This is a genomic window from Kocuria flava, assembly GCF_001482365.1.
Classification (GTDB): Bacteria; Actinomycetota; Actinomycetes; order Actinomycetales; family Micrococcaceae; genus Kocuria; species Kocuria flava.
Window position 1 is genome coordinate 2,627,066 of sequence record NZ_CP013254.1, and the last position, 20,166, is coordinate 2,647,231.

Annotated in this window: 19 protein-coding genes and 1 pseudogene; all 20 read left to right on the forward strand. The window is 69.1% G+C overall.

Annotation, left to right across the window (positions count from 1 at the left end; translation table 11 throughout):
- Positions 1-6: 6 nt before the first annotated feature.
- The 20 genes and pseudogenes from AS188_RS11700 to AS188_RS17250 all read left to right on the forward strand — a co-directional run bounded on the left by AS188_RS11700 (position 7) and on the right by AS188_RS17250 (position 20,163).
- Entirely contained in the window at positions 7-1,560 is a 1,554-nt protein-coding gene (locus tag AS188_RS11700; protein WP_058859004.1) for an MFS transporter, read from the forward strand.
- A gap of 59 nt (positions 1,561-1,619) precedes the next feature.
- Positions 1,620-1,835 carry a heavy-metal-associated domain-containing protein gene (locus AS188_RS11705; RefSeq protein ID WP_058859005.1) on the forward strand — a complete coding sequence of 72 codons (216 nt, stop codon included), beginning with the start codon at positions 1,620-1,622 and terminating at the stop codon, positions 1,833-1,835.
- A gap of 1 nt (position 1,836) precedes the next feature.
- The gene (locus AS188_RS11710) at positions 1,837-2,814 is read left to right on the forward strand and encodes a hypothetical protein (protein WP_058859006.1); all 978 of its coding nucleotides are present in this window, start codon (positions 1,837-1,839) and stop codon (positions 2,812-2,814) included.
- A gap of 55 nt (positions 2,815-2,869) precedes the next feature.
- The gene (locus AS188_RS11715) at positions 2,870-5,137 is read left to right on the forward strand and encodes a heavy metal translocating P-type ATPase (RefSeq protein WP_058859007.1); all 2,268 of its coding nucleotides are present in this window, start codon (positions 2,870-2,872) and stop codon (positions 5,135-5,137) included.
- Positions 5,138-5,176: 39 nt separating this feature from the next.
- Positions 5,177-5,455 (forward strand): YHS domain-containing protein, encoded by a 279-nt coding sequence (locus AS188_RS11720; RefSeq protein WP_058859008.1) that lies wholly within the window; start codon positions 5,177-5,179, stop codon positions 5,453-5,455.
- Positions 5,456-5,570: 115 nt separating this feature from the next.
- Positions 5,571-6,164 (forward strand): YdhK family protein, encoded by a 594-nt coding sequence (locus tag AS188_RS11725; protein ID WP_058859009.1) that lies wholly within the window; start codon positions 5,571-5,573, stop codon positions 6,162-6,164.
- A gap of 42 nt (positions 6,165-6,206) precedes the next feature.
- Positions 6,207-8,432, forward strand: coding sequence for a heavy metal translocating P-type ATPase (locus tag AS188_RS11730; protein WP_067162156.1), 2,226 nt, complete (start codon positions 6,207-6,209; stop codon positions 8,430-8,432).
- A 58-nt stretch (positions 8,433-8,490) separates the two neighbouring features.
- Positions 8,491-8,814 carry a metal-sensitive transcriptional regulator gene (locus AS188_RS11735; RefSeq protein ID WP_058859011.1) on the forward strand — a complete coding sequence of 108 codons (324 nt, stop codon included), beginning with the start codon at positions 8,491-8,493 and terminating at the stop codon, positions 8,812-8,814.
- A 254-nt stretch (positions 8,815-9,068) separates the two neighbouring features.
- Positions 9,069-9,965 (forward strand): helix-turn-helix domain-containing protein, encoded by an 897-nt coding sequence (locus tag AS188_RS11740; protein WP_058859902.1) that lies wholly within the window; start codon positions 9,069-9,071, stop codon positions 9,963-9,965.
- 235 nt (positions 9,966-10,200) lie between these two features.
- A complete protein-coding gene (locus AS188_RS17245) occupies positions 10,201-11,322 on the forward strand; it encodes an ArdC-like ssDNA-binding domain-containing protein (RefSeq protein WP_058859012.1) in 1,122 nt (373 codons plus the stop codon).
- Complete coding sequence (locus tag AS188_RS11750) at positions 11,322-12,275, forward strand: bifunctional DNA primase/polymerase (RefSeq protein ID WP_058859013.1); 954 nt, start codon at positions 11,322-11,324, stop codon at positions 12,273-12,275. Before AS188_RS17245 ends, AS188_RS11750 begins: the two co-directional genes overlap by 1 nt.
- A 59-nt stretch (positions 12,276-12,334) precedes the next feature.
- A pseudogene (locus tag AS188_RS11755) lies at positions 12,335-13,090 on the forward strand (DUF2637 domain-containing protein).
- The gene (locus AS188_RS11760) at positions 13,087-13,539 is read left to right on the forward strand and encodes a hypothetical protein (protein ID WP_058859014.1); all 453 of its coding nucleotides are present in this window, start codon (positions 13,087-13,089) and stop codon (positions 13,537-13,539) included. The pseudogene AS188_RS11755 and the gene AS188_RS11760 overlap by 4 nt, the downstream one beginning before the upstream one ends.
- Positions 13,540-13,634: 95 nt before the next feature.
- A complete protein-coding gene (locus tag AS188_RS11765; protein WP_058859015.1) occupies positions 13,635-14,573 on the forward strand; it encodes a hypothetical protein in 939 nt (312 codons plus the stop codon).
- Positions 14,570-15,583 (forward strand): ParB N-terminal domain-containing protein, encoded by a 1,014-nt coding sequence (locus AS188_RS11770; RefSeq protein WP_058859016.1) that lies wholly within the window; start codon positions 14,570-14,572, stop codon positions 15,581-15,583. Before AS188_RS11765 ends, AS188_RS11770 begins: the two co-directional genes overlap by 4 nt.
- Positions 15,584-15,633: 50 nt before the next feature.
- Positions 15,634-16,317, forward strand: coding sequence for a hypothetical protein (locus AS188_RS11775; RefSeq protein WP_058859903.1), 684 nt, complete (start codon positions 15,634-15,636; stop codon positions 16,315-16,317).
- A 14-nt stretch (positions 16,318-16,331) separates the two neighbouring features.
- Entirely contained in the window at positions 16,332-17,984 is a 1,653-nt protein-coding gene (locus AS188_RS11780; protein WP_058859017.1) for a M23 family metallopeptidase, read from the forward strand.
- A gap of 6 nt (positions 17,985-17,990) precedes the next feature.
- Positions 17,991-18,257 carry a DUF6112 family protein gene (locus tag AS188_RS11785; RefSeq protein ID WP_058859018.1) on the forward strand — a complete coding sequence of 89 codons (267 nt, stop codon included), beginning with the start codon at positions 17,991-17,993 and terminating at the stop codon, positions 18,255-18,257.
- A gap of 110 nt (positions 18,258-18,367) precedes the next feature.
- Entirely contained in the window at positions 18,368-18,700 is a 333-nt protein-coding gene (locus AS188_RS11790; RefSeq protein WP_058859019.1) for a DUF6112 family protein, read from the forward strand.
- A 41-nt stretch (positions 18,701-18,741) separates the two neighbouring features.
- Positions 18,742-20,163 (forward strand): hypothetical protein, encoded by a 1,422-nt coding sequence (locus tag AS188_RS17250; protein ID WP_058859020.1) that lies wholly within the window; start codon positions 18,742-18,744, stop codon positions 20,161-20,163.
- Positions 20,164-20,166: the final 3 nt, after the last annotated feature.

The window sequence follows — 20,166 nt, forward strand, 5'->3', positions numbered from 1 at the left end:
TGCGCGATGAGCGACACCGCCGCGCCGCGTGCCGGCGCCAAGCAGTGGTGGGGGCTTGCCGTTCTGGTGATCCCCTCGACGCTGCTGTTCATGATGCTCACGATCCTGTTTCTCGCCGCCCCGAATCTGGCCGCGGACCTGAATCCGTCGAGCACGCAGCTGCTGTGGATTCTCGACATCTACGGCTTCGTGATGGCCGGGTTCCTCGTCGCGATGGGCGTGCTCGGCGATCGGATCGGCAAGCGCCTGCTCATGGTGATCGGCGCGATCCTGTTCGCCGCTGTCTCGATCGCCGCGGCGCTGACGACGATCCCGGAACTGATGATCGTCTGGCGGGCCGTCCTCGGGCTGGCTGCGGCGATGATGGTGCCGGCGACGATCGGGCTGATCTTCGTGCTTTTCGCCGATGCGAAGCAGCGCGGTGTCGCGATCGGCGTGTGGGCCGGCGGCATCTCCGCTGGTGTGGCGCTGGGCCCGCTGCTGTCCGGCTTGCTGCTGGAGGCCTTCGGCTGGCAGGCGACGTTCCTGGTCGCGGTGCCGATCATGGCGCTCGTCGCTATCGCCGCCCCCATCCTCGTGCCCGAGCATCGTGACCCGTCGGCGCGGATCGACCTGTTCAGCGCACTGCTGCTGGTCGCGGGTCTGTTGGCGATCATCTATGGCATCAAGCGGTTCGCCGCGCAGGAGCCGGCGGGACCCTCGATCGGGCTGCTGGTCGCGGGCGCGCTGATCGGCCTGTGGTTCGTGATCCGGCAGCTGCGCGCCAAGCAGCCGCTGCTGGATGTTCGACTGTTCGCCAACCGCACCGTGTCCGGGGCACTGGCAGTGTTCCTGCTCTCGGCCGCAGCGCTCGGCGGGGTGTACTCGCTGTTCACCCAGTACCTCCAGCAGGTCCAGGAGCTCTCGCCGTTGCAGGCGGGCCTGTCGATCCTGCCGGCCGCGGCGGTGCTGATCGTCGTCTCGACGCTCTCCCCGGTGCTCGCGCGCAGGTTCCGGCCCGGCAACGTGATCGCGGTCGGCCTGCTCACTCAGGTGGTCGGCTACATCTTGTTCACTCAACTGGATGCCGGCACGGGTCTGGCGCTGGTGATCGCGAGCTTCGTCATCACCTACCCCGGCGTGGCCCCATCGATGGCTCTGACCACCGATCTCGTCGTCGGCTCCGTGCCGCCGGAGAAGACCGGCGGGGCCTCCGGCCTCGCCACCACCGCTAACGACCTGGGGATCTCCCTCGGTGTCGCAGTGATCGGCAGTGTCGGAATCGCCGCTTACCGCGGCAACATCGAGTCCAGACTCCCCGAGGGGCTGCCACCCGAGGCGGCAGCCGCCGCCTCGGACAGCATCGACGGGGCGCTCGCCTCGGCTGCGGAACTGCCGGGAGCGCTCGGCGAGCAGGTCATCGCTGCCGCGCAAGCCGCATTCACGGGCGGACTCAACACTGCGGCCATCGTCTCGGCGGTCATCGCGGGTGTGGCGGCGATCATCGCCGCTACGCGACTGCGTCACATCCGCCCCACCGGGCAGTCGCAGGACAGTCCGGAGGAAGCATCCACTCATTGACCTATACCCCCTATGGGTATAGTCTCGAATAACTCGTACACAGATGAAGGAGTTCTGAGATGAGCGCAACCACCACCGAGTACCAGGTGACCGGGATGAGCTGCGGACACTGCGAGACCGCCATCCGGTCCGAGGTCTCCGAAATCGCCGGGGTGACCGGCATCGAGGTCAGTGCCCAGACCGGGCGCCTGGCCGTGACCAGTGAGCAGCCCCTCGACGACGCTGCGGTGATCGCGGCGGTCGACGAGGCCGGCTACGCCGCGGTCAGGAGCTGAGATGAAGGCGCCTGCGCGGCTCGGCCTGTACGGCGCGGGGCTGGTGGCCGTGTTCGCCGTGGCGTTCGCCACGGCGAGCGCGGTCGTCCCCGAGAGCGCCGTGCAGGCCTGGACAGAAGACAGCGGTGACCACGCCGCCCACAACAGCGAGGAGGGAGAGGACATGAACGGGCAGGGCGGACACGCCGGCCACGCCGCGGACGCGTCGTCGCTCGGGCTGGGCGTGGCACAGGACGGCTACCAACTGACCGACCTGGGCGCCCCGACCGAGACCGGCGCCGACGGTGAGTTGTCGCTGACGATCACCGGGCCTGACGGCCAGGCGGTGACCGACTTCGAGCTGGAACATGAGAAGGAGCTGCACCTGATCGTCGTGCGCGCCGACGGGCAGCAGTTCCGCCATGTGCACCCCGAGATGGACGCCGACGGCACGTGGTCCATCCCTTGGCGGTGGGACGCGGCCGGAACCTACCGGGTGTTCGCGGACTTCGTGCCCGGCCAGACCGGAGAGGGCATCACGCTCTCGACCACCGTGCAGGTGTCCGGCGGCTACGAGACCGTGGCGGCGGAGCCGACCGCGGAGACCACCGTAGACGGGTTCGACGTCGCGGTGACCGGTGACCTTGTCGCGGGCGAGTCCTCGACGCTGACCATGACCATTACCCGCGACGGGCAGCCGGTCACCGTACTGGAACCGTATCTGGGCGCGTTCGGGCATCTGGTCGCGCTGCGCGATGGGGACCTGGCCTACCTGCACGTCCACCCCCACGGCGAGGCGCCCGACGCGGGGCAGACCTCGGGCCCGGAGATCGTGTTCGAGGCCACTGCACCCACGCCCGGCCGCTACCTGCTGTTCCTGGACTTCCAGGTTGACGGGCAGGTGCACACCGCGTCGCTGGTCATCGACACCACCACTGGCGACGGCGGCGCCGACGCCGGAAGCGGCGGCGGGCACGAGGAGGAAGGAGAAGGCCATTAGCACTGATCAGTCCACCGGGACCAACCTGGCTGGGGTCGAACTGCAGATCGGCGGCATGACCTGTGCGTCGTGCGCGAACCGGATCGAGAAGAAGCTGAACAAGCTCGACGGCATCACCGCGAGCGTGAACTACGCGACCGAGAAGGCCAGCGTCACCGCCCCGGAGGGCTACGACCCGCAGCTGCTGATCGCGGAAGTGGAGAAGACGGGCTACACCGCCGAGCTCCCCGCTCCCAAGGACGCCGCCGCCCCCGGCGGCGAGGATGACGGCGAGTCTCGCGAGGACGCCGAGCTGCGCACCCTGCGTCAGCGGCTCATCGGTTCGGCCGTGCTCGCAGTCCCGGTGATCGCGATGGCGATGATCCCGGCGCTGCAGTTCGACTACTGGGGCTTCGCCTCCCTGGCTCTGGCCGCACCCGTGGTGGTCTGGGCCGGGTGGCCCTTCCACAAGGCCGCCTGGATGAATCTCAAGCACGGTGCCGCCACGATGGACACGCTCATCTCCGTAGGTACGAGTGCGGCGATGATCTGGTCGATCGTCGCGCTGTTCTTCGGCACCGCTGGTGATCGCGGCGTGGTGCACCCGTTCGAGCTCACCATTTCCCGCTCCGATGGCCTCGGGCACATCTACCTGGAGGTCGCCGCCGGGGTGATCACGTTCATCCTGCTGGGCCGCTACTTCGAGAAGCGCTCCAAGCGCCGCGCCGGTGCCGCCCTGCGTGCCCTGCTCGAACTCGGCGCGAAGGAGGTCTCCGTCCTGCGGAACGGCAAAGAAGAGCGGATCTCCATTGAGGAGCTGAGCGTCGGGGACGAGTTCGTGGTCCGGCCCGGCGAGAAGATCGCCACCGATGGCGTCATCGTCTCCGGCAGTTCCGCGATCGACGCGTCGATGCTCACCGGCGAGTCCGTGCCGGTCGAGGTCGGCGAGGGTGACACGGTGACCGGAGCGACCGTGAACGCCGGCGGACGTCTCGTCGTCAAGGCGACCCGGGTCGGTTCGGATACCCAGCTGGCGCAGATGGCCAGGCTTGTTGAGGACGCCCAGTCGGGCAAGGCTGAGATCCAACGCCTCGCCGACCGGGTCTCCGGGGTGTTCGTGCCGATCGCGATCGCCATCGCCGTCGCCACGCTCGGTGCGTGGATCGGCGCAGGATTCCCGCTCTCGGCCGGGTTCACCGCGGCGGTCGCGGTGCTGATCATCGCCTGCCCCTGCGCCCTAGGCCTGGCCACCCCGACGGCGCTGCTGGTCGGCACCGGACGCGGAGCCCAGATGGGCGTGCTCATCAAAGGCCCCGAGGTGCTGGAGTCCACCAAGCGCGTCGACACGATCGTGCTGGACAAGACCGGCACCGTCACCACCGGCAAGATGACCCTCACCGACGTGATCCCCGCCCCAGGCGTGAGCCGTGATGAGCTGCTGCGGATCGCCGGCGGGCTTGAGGACTACTCTGAGCACCCCATCGCCCAGGCCATCGCCGCAGGCGCCACCGCACAGGTCGGTGAACTGCCCACCCCGGAGTCCTTCGACAACATCGAGGGCAAGGGCGTCCAAGGCGTCGTCGACGGTCACGCCGTGGTCGCCGGCCGAGAGGCGCTGCTGGCTGATTGGTCGATGCACCTCGACGAGGAGCTCAAAGCCGCCAAGCAGGCCGCAGAGTCCGAGGGCAAGACAGCGATCGCCGTCGGCTGGGACGGGCAAGCGCGCGGTGTGCTGGTGGTCTCGGACCAGATCAAGCCCACCAGTGCGGAGGCGATCAGCCAGTTCAAGGACCTGGGTCTGACTCCGGTGCTGCTGACCGGGGACAACCAGACCGTGGCCGAGCAGGTCGCCGCCGAGGTCGGCATCACCGAGGTTATCGCCGAAGTGCTGCCGAAGGACAAGGTCGACGTCGTCGCCCGCCTCCAGGGCGAAGGCAAGGTCGTGGCCATGGTCGGCGACGGTGTCAACGACGCCCCCGCCCTGGCCCAGGCCGACCTCGGCCTGGCGATGGGCACCGGCACCGACGTGGCCATCGAAGCCGCTGATATCACCCTGGTCCGCGGTGACCTGCGGGCGGCCGCGGATGCGATCCGGCTCGCGAGGCGCACGCTGCGCACGATCAAGCAGAACCTGTTCTGGGCCTTCGGCTACAACAGCGCCGCCATCCCGATTGCGGCCTTCGGGCTGTTGAATCCGATGCTCGCCGGAGCGGCCATGGCCTTCTCGTCCGTCTCGGTGGTCTCCAACAGCCTGAGGCTGCGCAGGTTCAAGGCCAAGGCCGACAACCAGAACACCCCAGCAGACAGTGCCCCTGTCCCGGCACGCGAGCCGGCGCAGGTCTGAGAAGAACCCGTCATCAAATCAGAAAGGACACCATTCACGATGACTGCACACGATCACCACAACCACGGAAACGATCACGACCACGGCAGCGCCTCTGGCGGCTGCAGCGGCCACGCTCCCAACACCGAGGACCTCGCTAAGGCGAACAGCGACGATGTCACCGAGTGCCTGGTCATGGCCGGCACCCCGGTCATCAAGTCAGACGCTGAGGCCGCCGGGCTCTACCGCGACTACGAGGGTAAGCGGTACTGGTTCTGCTGCGCGGCCTGCGGCCCACTCTTCGACGCCGACCCCGACCGCTACGCGAACGCGGCCTGAGTCGGCTCCGTAACCCGCAGCCGGCTTCGTGCCCCCGAGAACCACTCAGGTGGGCACGAAGCCCGGCGTTCGGCCACGGAGGCTGGCGGGAAGCGATCATGAGGAGGGAAACATCATGAACGGACGCACGACCCGGCGCCGGAACCGACGCCTGGGTGCCGCCGTCGGGGCCGGACTGCTGAGTGCCGCGATCCTGCTCACCGGCTGCGCCGCCGACAACACCGATGAGGACCCGCCGGGAAACAGCCCGGAGGAGCACGGCGAACATGGCGGGATGGAGCACCCGGCCGACGGCGGGCCTGTGCCCGAGGGCATGACCGAGGCCACCGACCCCACCTACCCGGTCGGCACCGAGGTCACCCTGACCGCCGACCACATGGACGGCATGGACGGGGCGACGGCGACGATCGTGGGCGCCTACGACACCTACACCTACTCCGTGGACTACACCCCCACCACCGGCGGCGACCCCATCACCGACCACAAGTGGGTCGTCCAGGAAGAACTCGAAGGCGCCGGCGACGAACGCCTGCCCGACGGCACCGAGGTCACCCTCGCGGCCGCACACATGGACGGCATGGACGGAGCTGCGGCCACCATCGCCTCCTCCACCGAGGAGACCGTCTACGTCGTCGACTACGAAGCCGACGGCATGACCATGACCAACCACAAGTGGGTCGTCGAAAGCGAAATCGAACCCACCAGCTAACCCGCCACAGGACGGACGCGGACCAGGAGCAGTGAGACCGGCATGAACGACAAGCACAGCGAACATCATCACGATCACGGTGGCGGCAACGCGACGCGAGAGCACCACTCCGCGCCCGAGCATGGTCGCGCGCATCACGACCACCAGCACAAGAGCCACTCTGCTCACGGCCACGATGCTGGGCACCACGGTCACGCCGACCATCAGGATCACAGTGGACACGACGTGCACGCGGGTGATTCCGCTCACGAAGGGCACGGGGGTCATGGCGGGCATGGCGATCATGTCGGGCAGTTCCGGCGGCTGTTCTGGATCATGCTCGTCCTCGCCGTCCCTGTGGTCGGCTTCAACGAGATGTTCGCCCACCTGATCGGCTACCATCTGCCCGACGCCGAGTGGGTGTGGTGGGTCTCCCCGATCCTCGGCACGGTCATCTACTTCTGGGGCGGATGGCCGTTCCTGACCGGCGCGATCAGCGAGGTCCGCTCCCGTAAACCCGGCATGATGCTGCTGATCGGGCTGGCGATCACGGTGGCGTTCCTCGCCTCCTGGGGCGCGAGCCTGCACCTGCTGGACCATGAGCTGAACTTCTGGTGGGAGCTGGCGCTGCTGGTGGTCATCATGCTGCTCGGTCACTGGATCGAGATGCGCTCCCTGGCCCAGACCACTTCGGCCCTGGACTCCCTCGCCGCGCTCCTGCCCGACGAAGCCGAGAAGCTCGACGGCGACCAGGTCGTGAAGATCGCACCCGCCGACCTGACCGTCGGCGACGTGGTCATCGTCCGACCCGGCTCCGCGGTCCCCGCCGACGGCCGGATCGTCGACGGGTCGGCGTCGATGGACGAGTCGATGGTCACCGGCGAGTCCAAGACCGTCCGCCGCGAGGTGGGCGATGTCGTGGTCGCCGGGACTGTCGCGACCGACTCCGGGCTGCGGGTGGAGGTGACCGCGACCGGTGAGGACACCGCGCTGGCCGGGATTCAGAAGCTCGTCGCCGATGCTCAGGCGTCGTCGTCTCGCGCGCAGCGGATCGCCGATGTCGCCGCGGCCTGGTTGTTCTGGTTCGCCCTCGGCGCCGCCGCCGTCACCGCGATCGTATGGACACTCGTCGGGATGCCCGATGCCGCGGTGGTGCGCACCATCACGGTGCTGGTGATCGCCTGCCCGCACGCGCTCGGCCTGGCGATCCCGCTGGTGGTCTCCATCGCCACCGAACGCGCCGCCCGCGGCGGCGTGCTGATCAAAGACCGCCTCGCCTTGGAGTCCATGCGCACGGTCGACACGGTGCTGTTCGACAAGACCGGCACGCTCACCAAGGGCGAACCCACCGTCACCGGCATCCACCCGGTCGGCGACCGGACTGACGACGAGGTGCTGGCGTTGGCCGCCGCCGCGGAAGCCGACAGCGAGCACCCCCTGGCCCGGGCCATCACCGGCGCCGCGAAGGACCGCAACCTCGACGTCCCCCAGGCACGTGACTTCTCCTCCTCGCCGGCCGTGGGGGTCAAAGCCATCATCGGAGAGACCACCGTGGAAGTCGGCGGTCCCTACCTACTCGAACAGCACGGACTCACCGAGCTGCCGATAGCCGAGACCTGGCGGGATGAGGGGGCGATCATCCTGCACGTCCTTGCCGACGGGCAGGTCATCGGTGCCCTGCGGCTGGCTGATGAGATCCGCCCCGAGTCCAAGGACGCCGTCGATGCTCTCCATGCTGCCGGGGCGCAGGTCGTGATGATCACCGGCGATGCCCAGGCCGTGGCCGCCACCGTCGCAGGAGAGCTCGGCATCGATCGCGTCTTCGCAGGGGTGCGACCCGAGGACAAGGCCGCCAAGGTCAAAGAGCTGCAGGACGAGGGCAGGAAGGTCGCGATGGTCGGCGACGGCGTTAACGACGCTCCCGCGCTCGCCCAGGCCGATGTGGGCATCGCGATCGGCGCCGGCACCGATGTCGCTATCGGCTCGGCCGGGGTCATTCTGGCCTCCTCCGACCCGCGCTCGGTGCTCTCGGTCATCGATCTCTCTCGCGCGAGCTACCGCAAGATGAAGCAGAACCTGTGGTGGGCCGCCGGCTACAACCTCATCTCTGTGCCCTTGGCCGCGGGCGTGCTGGCGCCCATCGGGTTCGTCCTGCCAATGAGCATCGGCGCGATTCTGATGTCCGCCTCCACCGTCGTCGTGGCCCTCAATGCTCAGCTGTTGCGACGCCTCGATCTCACGCCGGCCGCCAGCACCGCCAAGTTCCTCGACCGCTCACCGACACCATGACCAGTCAGGCCATGGGCGCCGGGCACCGCCATGAGCAGACACGGGAAGGAGCAGCACGATGACGACCACCACCACGCCTCCGATGCGGCAGGGCCCTGCCGGGCACGGCTACATCAACGACAAGGACCGCTATCTGGCCCGCCTCAAGCGCATCGAGGGACAGGCTCGAGGCATCCACCGAATGATCGACGAGGACACCTACTGCATCGACATCCTCACCCAGATCAGCGCGGTCACCGCAGCACTGGAGAATGTCGCGCTCGGGCTGCTCGACGACCACCTCAAGCATTGCGTCACCGCAGCGATCCGCGACGGCGACCTCAGCGCCGAGGCCAAGATCAAAGAGGCCTCCGACGCCATCGCCCGCCTCGTGAAGTCATAGGGGTTCGCCATGCTCGCCCTTCTACGCACGCTCACGCCTTCCATCGTCGTCCGCGATGTCGAAGTGTCTGCCCATCGGTGCTGCCAGGCGATGCGCTGGCTCGTCACGATCCGGTTCGCTCGCGGGGTGGGTGATCGATGAGCGAGCTTCGCAGGAGCCACGCTGACCGATGGAGGGCACGAGGCGAGGAAGGACGCTGCGCGGTCGCGTGCCGCTGACCGTCGCGGAAGCTAGTGCGGCGCGACACGAAGAGGATGCGTGGGCCGATCCTTGCTCGTAGTCAGAGCATCTACGCTCCGGTCCCACCCCTGGCTTATGACTGTGTGAAGTTGATCTTCGTCCGTCACGGGTCGGCAGTCCTGCTCAGCGAGTTCGGCGAGAGACTCGTTGCCGTCGGCGACGTGGTGGTACTCGGCGCGAACACGCTGTGCGGGAGCGAGCCTGAAGGGTCAATCACGGTGACGACGATCTACCTAGACCGTGACTACGTCATCGACCAGGTCTTCTGGCAACACGCGGCCCTGCTGGCTGACCGGCTCGACGCGCAGGACTTCGCCGACGAGCTGTACTCCGAGCCGGCGCAGGTGCTCCGTCTCGGTGAGGACCGCGTGGGGCTGTTGATGCCGTGGCTGGACGAGCTGGTGGCTCTCAGTCTGGACGGCCCATCGCCGGAACGGTTCTACCGGATGCAAGCGTTGCTGTTCGCGGTCCTGGACGTAATCACGCCCTACGTGACGACCACACCGGTGCGCCGGTCGCTGACCCAACGCAGAGCGGCCTACCCCGGTTCGCCACTCCCGCGTCAGCTTGCGCCGCTGCGGGCTGAGGCGCGCGCAGTGGTTGAACTCTTGCGCGGGGCGCCGGCGCAACGGTGGACGCTCGGTGCACTCGCCGACGCGGTGCACCTGTCCCCATCGCAACTCGGAAGGGTGTTCGTCGATGCCTACGGCAAGTCGCCGATGGCGTACCTGATGACCGTGCGCGCCGAACACCTCGCCCGGTTGCTGCGGGAGACCGACCTGCCGATCGAGGCCGCGATGCGCGAGGTCGGTTGGAACAGCCGCGGCCACGCCGCCCGATTGTTCCGCCAGGCGGTCGGAGTCACCCCGGCTCGTTACCGCGAGCTGGTGCGGGAACGCGCTGTGGCCTGATCAGCGGACGATACCGATCGCCGCATCTGAGATACCCACATCCGCATCATCGCCCGCCTCGGCGCCCGGGACCGCTGAGGGGCTGATAGTCCGGTACGGACTCGTCGGGTTCACCACACGCCTGACGGTCACATCGTCCGTTGTCCGTCTCGTCATTGCTGGTGATCCCGGCGCACCTGATGGTCACCGGGGCCCAGTTCGGCCCCGGTGCTCAGGGTATCGGGAGGACACGACGATGGCGACAACACGGGAGCAGACCCAAGCCAGGCGGGAGGCCAAGCTCAACGAGCTGCACGAGCGCCTCAGCGGCGCTGTGGAACGGCTCGTCTCCGGTGAGGATTGGGCGCGGGCGCTCGCGTTCGCGGCACAGTTCAGGACTCGATCGTTCTCCAACACCCTGCTGATCTGGGAGCAGCACCAGGCCGCGTTCGAGGCCGGTCTGGTGCCCGAGCCGTTCCCGTCGTATGTGGCCGGGTATCGGCAGTGGCAGGGCCTGGGCCGGCAGGTGCAGAAGGGCCAGCCGGGGTTTCAGATTCTCGCTCCGGTGACCGGTCGCTTCGCTACCGCTACCCCGGCGGATGCGGAGTCGTGGCGCCGTCTCGGCAAGGGCGAGAAGCCCCGTGCCGGCGAGGTCGTGCGCACGCGGATGGTCGGCGTCCGCCCCGCCTACGTGTGGGACGCCTCCCAGACCGCCGGCGACCCGATCCCCGAACCACCCGCACCGAAGCTGCTGGAAGGCCGGGCCCCGGCCGGGCTGTGGGACGGGCTCACGGCGCAGGTTGAGGCGGCCGGGTTCACGGTGCTGCGGGTGCCGCACGAGGGCATGATCCACGGCGCCAACGGGATGACCGACTACACCGCGAACACCGTCGCGGTCCGGGAGAACATGGACCCGGCCGCGCAGGTCAAGACCCTCGCCCACGAACTCGGCCACGTCCTCCTGCACGGCCCCGACCAGGATGAGGCCCGGCAGCATCGCGGCATCGGAGAGGTCGAAGCCGAGTCCGTCGCGCTGATGATCGGCGCCGCCCACGGGATGGACACGTCCGGTTACACGGTCCCGTACGTCTCGACCTGGGCGGCCCGCGTCGACGGGAAAGAGCCGGTGGAAGTGGTCAGGGCCACCGGGGAGCGGGTCCGCAAGACCGCGCTGACGATCCTGGACCAGCTCGACACCGCGCAGGTCGGTGACGGCACCCCGCCAGGTCTGGACCGGGACGCCGCCCAGCGCGAGGCACCCGCACAAGCGCAAGCGTCGCCGACAGCGGAGCCGGCATCGCCGCGGCAGGCGACTCCATCGCTTGAACCGGCCACCAGACCCGCACCGGTGTCGCCGTTCGAGGGGCGGGGACTGTGATGACCAAGCACGGCGCCGTCTCCTCGGTGCTGCTGCGGATGAACGCGGCGTGGCCGCTCTCGGCCGCCTCGCGTGAGTTCGCATCCGCGGGGGTGCCGGTCTTCCCCTGCGCACCGTGGGGGAAGCGGCCGGCCACCGGACACGGCTTCCATGACGCCACCACGGACTTGGACCAGGTCGAGGAGTGGTGGCGGCAGTCGCCCGGCGCGAACATCGGTGTCCCGACCGGCACCGCCTCGGGCGCGGTCGTGGTGGACGTGGACGTGCACGGCCCGGTAGATGGCCGGACCAGTTTCGACCGCGCCGCTCGCGCCGGGCTGGTGGAGGGGTGGGAGCTGCTGGTGCGCACACCCACCGGCGGGATGCACGCCTACTACCCGGCCACACCCGGCACAGAGCAGCGGTCGTGGCAGGCGGCGCGTGCGGGGATCGACTTCCGCGGTGATGGCGGCTACATCATCGTCCCGCCCTCGGCCCGCTCCATCGACGGCACCACGGTCAGCTACCAGGTCGAGGAGGTCAATACAGGCCCCGCCAGCACGCTGGCCGCGGGACGGCTGCGGGACTTCCTCGACCCCCGCCCCACACCCCGAGCCACGCCCGCGGGTCTGGACCGAGGTGTCGATGTGTCGCGGCTGGCGGCGTGGGTCGCTGCCCGTGGCGAGGGTGAGCGGAACCGTGGCCTGTTCTGGGCAGCGTGCCGGCTCGCGGAGAACGGGCTCCCGGCCTCGGATGCCCTCGATGTGCTCACCGTGGCCGCCGGGGACGCCGGGCTCGCTGAGCGCGAGATCACCGCCACGGTCCGCTCCGCCTACCGGACCGTCCGTCCCGCGCCTGCCGGGCGCGGCACCTCGTCGCCGGGGCGGGGTGCCTCGCCGGTGGCCGCGGACGGCTGGTTCGACCGCAACACCAGCACCCGCCCGCCGATGTCGTCGAGGGTGCGGGGGCTGTGATGACCACCCCAATCATCAGCAGCAGGGTCGTGAGCAGGACCGCCGGGCGCCGGTGGGCGGTGGTGACGGCGGTATCCGGGACGGTGTTCATCGCCGCCGGCGCCTTCTGGCTGTCTTTCACCGCGCTGGCAGACCTCGCGGCCCGAAGCGGTGTCGGTGCCGGGCAGGCGTGGGCGTGGCCGCTGATCGTGGACGGCATCATCGTCGTGGCCACCGTCGCCGTCGTCGCCCTCGCAGGCCAAAGGTCGGCGTAGTATCCGTGGGCGCTGCTGATCGGCGGCGCCGCGGTCTCGGTGACCGCCAACGCCCTCCATGCCGTGGTCGCCGCCGATGCCGATGTGCCTGGGGTGCTGGCCGCCGCCGTGGCGGCGGTGCCGCCGGTGGTGCTGCTGGCGATCACCCACCTGACCGTCATCCTCACCCGACCACTCCCACCAGCCACCGACCCCCTGACTGACACGTGCATGGTCGCCCGTGACCGGGTCGCGCCGGTGGAGCATCAGATGCAGTCGTCCGTGCCCGTCGAAGCGCCTGAACCGAGTCTGCTCCCGGCGACGCCAGCGCCGGTGGAGGACGCCGCTGATGGGGACAGCGCGCCAGATGCCCCACCGCCGGTGGTCGAAACTACCCGGCACACGCGGGCCGGCGGCACGCGCTCGGACCGGCGTGAGCGCGCCGCGAGGTTGCGTGAGCAGGGGTGGTCGAACAAGCGCATCGCCCGCGAACTCGGTGTGCACCCGTCCACGGTCGGCCGCTGGTTCACGCCCGCGCACCTTCCCGACAAGCAGACCGTCGAGGAGGCGAAGACACCATGACCACCCCCACCGACCACTCCCGTCACCGGTACGAGCGCCGGCAGAACCCACCCGAGCCGACCAAGGACCACTCGGTCCGGGAGGAGCCGGAGAAGGCGGGGACGCCGGAGGCGGTGCAGGCCGCAAAGGTCGCCGCGTGCAACCGCGGGATGAACACGAAGAGCGTGGACGATGCGCGGCGGGCGCGGGGTGTGGAGTGGGTGCGCCCCACCGATCTGCTCGCCCGGCAATCCGCGATAGCCGCGGGGCGGGGTATCGACTTCGAGGTCGAACTCGCTCGCCGCACCCGCAACCTCACCGGCCACATCACGCAGACCAGCGGCCGCGGTCTCGGTAAGGCCGCGCAGGCGATCAGTGAGCGGGCGCGGCGGCTGTCGGATGTCTCGGAGTTCGGCCGCGGCAGCCGGCACCAGTCGTGGGTGAGCCGTTCGGGGATCGGGTTGGGGTGACCTGACATGCGCACCCCCATCATCACGTCGCCGTCGCCGTCCCTGACGGTGGTGTGGTGACGCGCGTGCACCTACCTGTCAGGAGGTGCCAGACCATGACCACGACAACACCCACCCACTCGCACATCGCTGACGGCGAGGGTGCTGAGGACTTCACTACCAGCGACGGGTTGCGGACGCTGCTGCACCGGCTCCACGCCGCGGGAGCGGGCTCGTGGAGCCATGATCCGGTGGCCGCGGAGCTGATGGCCCACACCGCGGCCAAGTACGAACCCCTCGCCCGCAAGCACGGCCTGGACCCGTGGGAGGCCGCGTCGGCGGCGTTCAAGGTGATGATCACCCGCGCCGCCCGTGAGGCACGCGACCCGTGGGCGGTGATCACGCACGCGGTGCGGATCACCTGCATTTTCGAAGAACGCGCCCAAGGACTGCTCTGCTCGGTCCACCAAGCGAGGCGCCCGCACGTCTCGGCGTTTCATGACCCGGAGCGGTTCTCCGACCGGGAGAACGCGCTGACCGACTATCACCCGGCTTTCCACATCACCGACACCCACAACCACGACGACGGCGCCGACGCGGAGACGGACGCTGCCGGATCAGGCTCCGATGGTGGTGGGCGCGGGTCGGATCGGGCATGCATGTCCGCGGGGTCGGCGGCCGAGGACGCCATCGCGCTGTTCACGCTGTTGGGCTGGGACCCGGCCACCGCCCGGGCCGGGGTGGAGCATGTCTGCGGGGCGCTGACAAAGACCGGCACCCGCCAGGCCGCCTACGAGGCGCTGCGGCGGGACAAGCACGCCCGCGCGCTGCTGGGCATCCCACGTTCTTCGTGGACCGCGCTGCTGCGCGCCTTGTTGGGCAACCCGCACCCCGCCTACGCCGCCACGACCGCGGGGCGGGGTGTGCTGCTGCGACTGCTGATCGGCGAGACCCTGCCGGTGCTGCTGCGCGATGACGACCTCATCCTGACCATCTCCCTGGCCGCACCCGGCACCCATGAGGACCGCGACGATTCTGGTGGTGATCGGTCGTGACCGCACCGGCCCGGTACATCGAGCTGGAGCGCACCGTCGACTCCATCCGGGTCGGGCGCCGGCACCGGACCGCGTTCGGCAACATCGACGAACTCGCCGCCTCGATCGAGCGGGACGGGCTGTTGCAGCCCATCACCATCACCCCCGACGGGGCGCTGGTGTGCGGGGCCAGGAGGTTGGCGGCGATCAAGAAGCTCGGCTGGCGCAAGGTCAACGTCTGGGTCCGCTCCGGCATATCGGACCGCCTTGGCCACCTGTTGGCCGAGCAGGACGACAACGTGCTCCACAAGCCGCTGACCCAGACCGAGGCCGCCGCCCTCTACCGCGAGCTGAAGACCCTCATGCACGAGGACGCAGCCCGGCGGAAAGCCGCGACGCAGTTCAGCGCCGACAACCAGCCTGGATCGGACGGTCCTGCAAAATTTGCAGGACCGTCGCCCGGCCCCTCGGGTATCGCCCGCGAGCAGGCGGCAGCGATGATCCCCGGTGGTGCCTCGCACACGACGCTGGAGAAGATCGGCTACCTCCAGAAGATCGCCGAAGACCCCGCCCAACCCGCCGAACTCCGAGCACAAGCAAGTGCTGCGCTGGAGCGCATCGACGCCGGCGCCCCGGTGCATCCGATCTTTGAGGCGATCCGCGCCGCCGCCCAGAGCGCGCAGGCAGAACGTGAGACCGACCTGCATCAGCTCGCCGCCGACGCCCTCGCACGCGCCAAGGACGCCAAGAAGACCCGCACGCCCCGTCCCCGGCCGGTCACCGACAATGACGGTGAGCCCGCCCAGTACCCGGTGCGGGCATTCGTGCTCACCTGGGGCGAGCTGGACCAGTGGTGGACCCACTATGACGCCCAGCACCTCGCCGCCGAGCTGAGCGATGAACAGATCGACCTGTTCTTCGCCACGGTCGAGGGCACCAGCCGCTTCGCCGAGGAACTGCGCACCCTGCGCGACCGCGACACCGCCGGCGATGAGCCGGTGCCGGCTCGCGCGCATCTGCGCGCCCTCTGACAACCAGCCTCCCTCTGGCCCGGTGGGTGGCGGGCGTGCACCTGGTGGGTATGAAGACTCCCGACCTCTCCGAACCCCGGACCCGCCGCCGACTTATCGCTGCCCTGATCGCGGCGGTCGTAGTCGTGTTGGCCGGTGTGGGCGTCTACGGCCTGATCACCGGCCCACCCAGCCACGACAACGACGAAGGCGAGACTCCTGGCCCAGTGGTGACCGCACCGTCCGATCCGGCCCCCACCACGACACCGCGGCTGCCGGTCGTGCGGACCTCGGATGATCCGCAGACCTTCGCCCGCAACGTCGCCACCGTGCTGTTCGAGTGGGACACCGCGAGCGGGTTCATGCCCCTGGACTACACCAGCGTGGTCCTCGACGTCGGCGACCCCACCGGCCAAGAGCAAGCGGGGCTCGCCTCGGACATCGCCGCCTACCTCCCATCCCGGGACGCCTGGCTGGAGCTGAGGCAGTACGCCACCGCCCAGCACCTCACCATCGACAACACCTTCATCCCCGACTCGTGGACGACCGCGGTCGAGCAGGCCCAGCCCGGTCAGCTCGCCGAGGGCACGGTCGCGGTCACGATCGAGGGCACCCGCCACCGCAAGGGACTCTGGAACGACGAACCGGTGACCTCCGAACATGCGGTGGCGTTCACGGTGTTCGTGGTCTGCGGCCCGACCTACGAGACCTGTCATCTGCTGCGGCTGTCCCAACTCGACAACCCCCTCCAGTAGGACGGTGACATGTCGTGTTGAAGAAGCTCGTCGTCGCCGCCCTCGCCCTGGCCTTCCTCGCACCCTCGCTGGTGCTGATCGGGATCGGCGTGGTGATGAACCCCGCCCTGAGCGCCACCGGCTCCTGCACCATCCCCGGCGGCTCGACCGTCACGATCGGCGACGTCCCCGACGAACTGACCGTGACGACCGCGAACGGTGAGACGTTCACGCTAAACCGGACCCAGCTCACCCACGCGGCGACGATCATCGAGACCGGCAACAGCATCGACGGCATCACCCGCGACGGCCTGGTCATCGCGCTCATGGCGGCGCTCACCGAGAGCACACTGCGGATGCTCTCTAACACCAGCGCCTACCCGGAATCCGGTGACTATCCGAACGACGGCGACGGCTTCGACCACGACTCCCTGGGCCTGTTTCAGATGCGGCCGCAGTCAGGTTGGGGCACAGTCGCCGAGCTGATGGACCCCGTCTATCAGGCGCAGGCGTTCTTCGGCGGACCCACCGGACCCAACCACCCCTCACCACGGGGACTCTTGGACATTCCCGGATGGGAACAGATGGACAAGGGCGAAGCCGCCCAAGCCGTTGAGGTCAGCGCGTATCCGGACCGGTACCGGAACTACGAGCCCGTCGCCGAATCCATCCTGACCACCCTCACCACTACAACAACGGCCGGCACGGACGCGTCTGGCGGCGATGCTGTGGTCCCGGCTGCGCAGACGACAACGGCGGGCACGTCGCGGGTGGTGTTCCCGATGCCCGAAGGCACCTGGGTGCTCACCAGCGAGTACGGGCCGCGGGTGCATCCGATCACTGGTGAGGACTCCTTCCACACCGGCACCGACTTCGCCGCCCCCGACGGCACACCCCTCCTCGCCGCAGCGGACGGCACGGTGACGGTGGCGGAGTTCTCCGGCGGCTACGGGGGCCTCATCGTCATCGAGCACACCATCAACGGGCAGACGGTCGCGACGGCGTATGCGCACATGTGGGAGCACGGCGTCCACGTCCAGGTCGGCGACCAGGTGACGGCCGGGCAGCACATCGGCGACACCGGCTCCTCGGGCAACTCGACCGGGCCGCATCTGCATTTCGAGGTCCGCCTCGGCGGCACGAACGGTGAGCACACCGACCCCGCTGTCTGGCTGAATGCCCACAACGCCGCCGACCTACCCGAGCCCGAGACCGGCGCACCCGGCGGCGACTGCGACCCCGATTCCGGGACTCCTGGTGGTGAGCCGGACCCCGTCGATGGCGACCCCGACCGCATGGTCGATGACCCGACCTCGGATGGGCAGATCACCGCACGGATGCTGCACCTCTACACCCAGACGATCGCCGCTTTCCCCGACACCTCCTGGGCCTGCTACTCACCCCGCCCCGGCACCGTCTCCGAACACCCGCTCGGGCGAGCCTGTGACGGGACGTTCGGCAACGCCATCGGCGGGGCGGCGACCGGACCAGCACTGGACCTCGGCTGGCAGGTCACGAACTGGATGCGGGAGCACGCTGACACCCTCGGCATCGACTACCTCATCTGGCAGAACCAGATCTGGTCGACTGCCCGAGCAGATGAGGGCTGGCGGCCTTACGAACGTGGCACCGACGTCACCACCCGGCACGACGACCACCTGCACGTTACCGTCCGGGCTGGGAGTTGATCGGGCATGGACGTGTTCCCCGACTTCGACGGCCTCGAAGGGATCGGTGACCTGCGCGAGGTCATCGGTGCCCTGCTGACCTTCGTGCTCATCATCGCCGTGCTGATGCTGATCGTCTGCGCCATCGTGTGGGCGCTGTCGACCGCGAACGGTCACCACGCCGCCGCCACCAGGGCAAGGATCGGCGCCTGGACCGCCCTGGGTGCCGCGGTCCTGGCCGGTAGCGGGGTGGCGTGGCTGAACTGGCTGATCGACCTCGGCCAACAACTCTGAACGCACCCCACCAGCCGACCCCTCATCGGCTCCGCCCGTGTGGGGCGGGCGGTGCACCTGATCGACGAGAACCCCCTGTCTCGCCGACGCCCCGAAGGAGCACCCCCGTCATGACCATCCTGAGCCTGATCACCGAAACCACCACCGCCGCGCTGCCGGTGGTGTTGCCGGCCAACATCGACATCAACCCGAATGATTCCGGCCTGCCGGGCATCGCCCAGCTGCGCACCATCGTCGGCGCCGTCATGACGATCGGCCTCATCCTCTCCGTCCTCGCGCTGATCGTCAGCGCGATCGTGTGGGGCTTCGGCGCCAACTCCTCCAACCCCAACCTGGCCGGCCGGGGGAAGATCGGCGTCCTCGTGAGCTGCGGCGCCGCCGTGATCTGCGGGGCGTCGGTGACGCTCATCAACTTCTTCTGGGACGTCGGCCAGCAGGTCTGACCCCACCCACTCGACTCTGCTTCCTGAAGGAGTGATCCGCGGTGGGTGTGTGCGATATCCCCCTCGTCTCGACCGTCTGCGACACCGCCGGCGAAGCCGCCGCCAGCCTGGTCTCCGCCCCGTTCGACTGGCTCGCCGGAGCGATGGGCGCCGCCGCCGGCTGGCTGTTCGAGGCCGTCTGGTCAGTCTTCGACACCACCACCCTCGTCGACGTCACCAGCGACGAGTACGTGGCGGTCTACAACATTCTCTTCGGCATCGCGATCTTCGTGATGCTGCTGTTCTTCTGCCTCCAACTCATCACCGGACTCATCCGCCGCGACCCCACCGCACTCAGCCGTGCCGCCCTCGGGCTCGCCAAGAGCGTCCTCGGCAGCTTCGTCGTGATCACGTTGACGGCGTTGTTGTTGGAGATCGTCGATCAACTCTGCATTGGCATCATCCAAGCCGCAGGCGAGACCACCGAGTCGATGGGCGACAAGATCACCCTGCTCGCCGCCGGGCTGGTCGGGATCAACATCGCCGCCCCCGGCGTCGGCGCGATCATCACCATCTTCCTCGCCGGGCTCGCGATCAGCGCAGCCGCCATCGTCTGGCTCAGCCTCCTGGTCAGGAAGGCGCTGCTGCTGGTCGCGATCGTCCTCGCACCGCTCGCGTTCTCCGGCGCCTCATGGGATGCCACCAAGGGGTGGATCAGCAAGTGGGCGATGTTCGTCATCGCCCTCATCGTCTCCAAACTCGTCCTGGTCGTCATGTTCCTCGTCGCCATCACCCAAGTCTCCGCGCCCATTGATGGTGACCTGGCATCGGTGGCCGACCCGATCGCCGGGATCGTCCTCATGGCGATGGCCGCCTTCGCCCCCTACATGACCTACAAGTTCCTGAACTTCGTGGGCTTCGACATGTACCACGCCATCGGCTCCGAACAGGACGCCAAGAACGCCCTCAACCGGCCCGTCCCCACCCCCTCGAAGCCGCAAGGCGGCGCGGAGCCGAAGAAGATCCTCGACGACAGCGGCGGAAGCAAGAGTGACAACGGCGGTGGTGGTGGAAAGAAGCCGCCGGAGCCGAAGAACCCGAAGCCGCAGGCATCCAGCGGCACTGCTGGCTCGACGGGGGCCGGTGGTGGGAAGGCGGCCGCGAGCAGCGGCGCCGGGGCAAGCGGTGGAGCAGGCGCCGGCGCTGGTGCCGCGGCGGCTGGTCCCGCAGCCGCGGCCGTGGTCGCGGCGAAGGTCGCCAAGGACGCCGCGACCGCTGGACCCAAGGCCGGCACGGCCCTGGGCAACCAGGGCGAGGCCGCCGCCGACTCCGCCGGCCAGACCGGCAGCACCCCACCGGCCGCGCAGGCGCCACCGCCATCAACGCCGGCACCGAAGACACCCACCGGCGGGTCGTCGGGTGTGGAGGTGCGTCCTCCGAAGCAGCCTCCGCCGCCTGCACCGAAGCCGACCGGGAAGGAGTGAACC

Excerpts from the sequence above, each read along its gene's own strand:
- AS188_RS11750 (WP_058859013.1), top strand. The coding sequence starts at position 11,322 with ATGACCAAGCACGGCGCCGTCTCCTCGGTGCTGCTGCGGATGAACGCG.
- AS188_RS11715 (WP_058859007.1), top strand. The coding sequence starts at position 2,870 with ATGACCTGTGCGTCGTGCGCGAACCGGATCGAGAAGAAGCTGAACAAG.
- AS188_RS11720 (WP_058859008.1), top strand. The coding sequence starts at position 5,177 with ATGACTGCACACGATCACCACAACCACGGAAACGATCACGACCACGGC.
- AS188_RS11700 (WP_058859004.1), top strand. The coding sequence starts at position 7 with ATGAGCGACACCGCCGCGCCGCGTGCCGGCGCCAAGCAGTGGTGGGGG.
- AS188_RS11705 (WP_058859005.1), top strand. The coding sequence starts at position 1,620 with ATGAGCGCAACCACCACCGAGTACCAGGTGACCGGGATGAGCTGCGGA.
- AS188_RS11775 (WP_058859903.1), top strand. The coding sequence starts at position 15,634 with ATGAAGACTCCCGACCTCTCCGAACCCCGGACCCGCCGCCGACTTATC.
- AS188_RS11790 (WP_058859019.1), top strand. The coding sequence starts at position 18,368 with ATGACCATCCTGAGCCTGATCACCGAAACCACCACCGCCGCGCTGCCG.
- AS188_RS11735 (WP_058859011.1), top strand. The coding sequence starts at position 8,491 with ATGACGACCACCACCACGCCTCCGATGCGGCAGGGCCCTGCCGGGCAC.
- AS188_RS11710 (WP_058859006.1), top strand. The coding sequence starts at position 1,837 with ATGAAGGCGCCTGCGCGGCTCGGCCTGTACGGCGCGGGGCTGGTGGCC.
- AS188_RS11785 (WP_058859018.1), top strand. The coding sequence starts at position 17,991 with ATGGACGTGTTCCCCGACTTCGACGGCCTCGAAGGGATCGGTGACCTG.
- AS188_RS11725 (WP_058859009.1), top strand. The coding sequence starts at position 5,571 with ATGAACGGACGCACGACCCGGCGCCGGAACCGACGCCTGGGTGCCGCC.
- AS188_RS11760 (WP_058859014.1), top strand. The coding sequence starts at position 13,087 with ATGACCACCCCCACCGACCACTCCCGTCACCGGTACGAGCGCCGGCAG.
- AS188_RS11740 (WP_058859902.1), top strand. The coding sequence starts at position 9,069 with ATGCGTGGGCCGATCCTTGCTCGTAGTCAGAGCATCTACGCTCCGGTC.
- AS188_RS17245 (WP_058859012.1), top strand. The coding sequence starts at position 10,201 with ATGGCGACAACACGGGAGCAGACCCAAGCCAGGCGGGAGGCCAAGCTC.
- AS188_RS11765 (WP_058859015.1), top strand. The coding sequence starts at position 13,635 with ATGACCACGACAACACCCACCCACTCGCACATCGCTGACGGCGAGGGT.
- AS188_RS11730 (WP_067162156.1), top strand. The coding sequence starts at position 6,207 with ATGAACGACAAGCACAGCGAACATCATCACGATCACGGTGGCGGCAAC.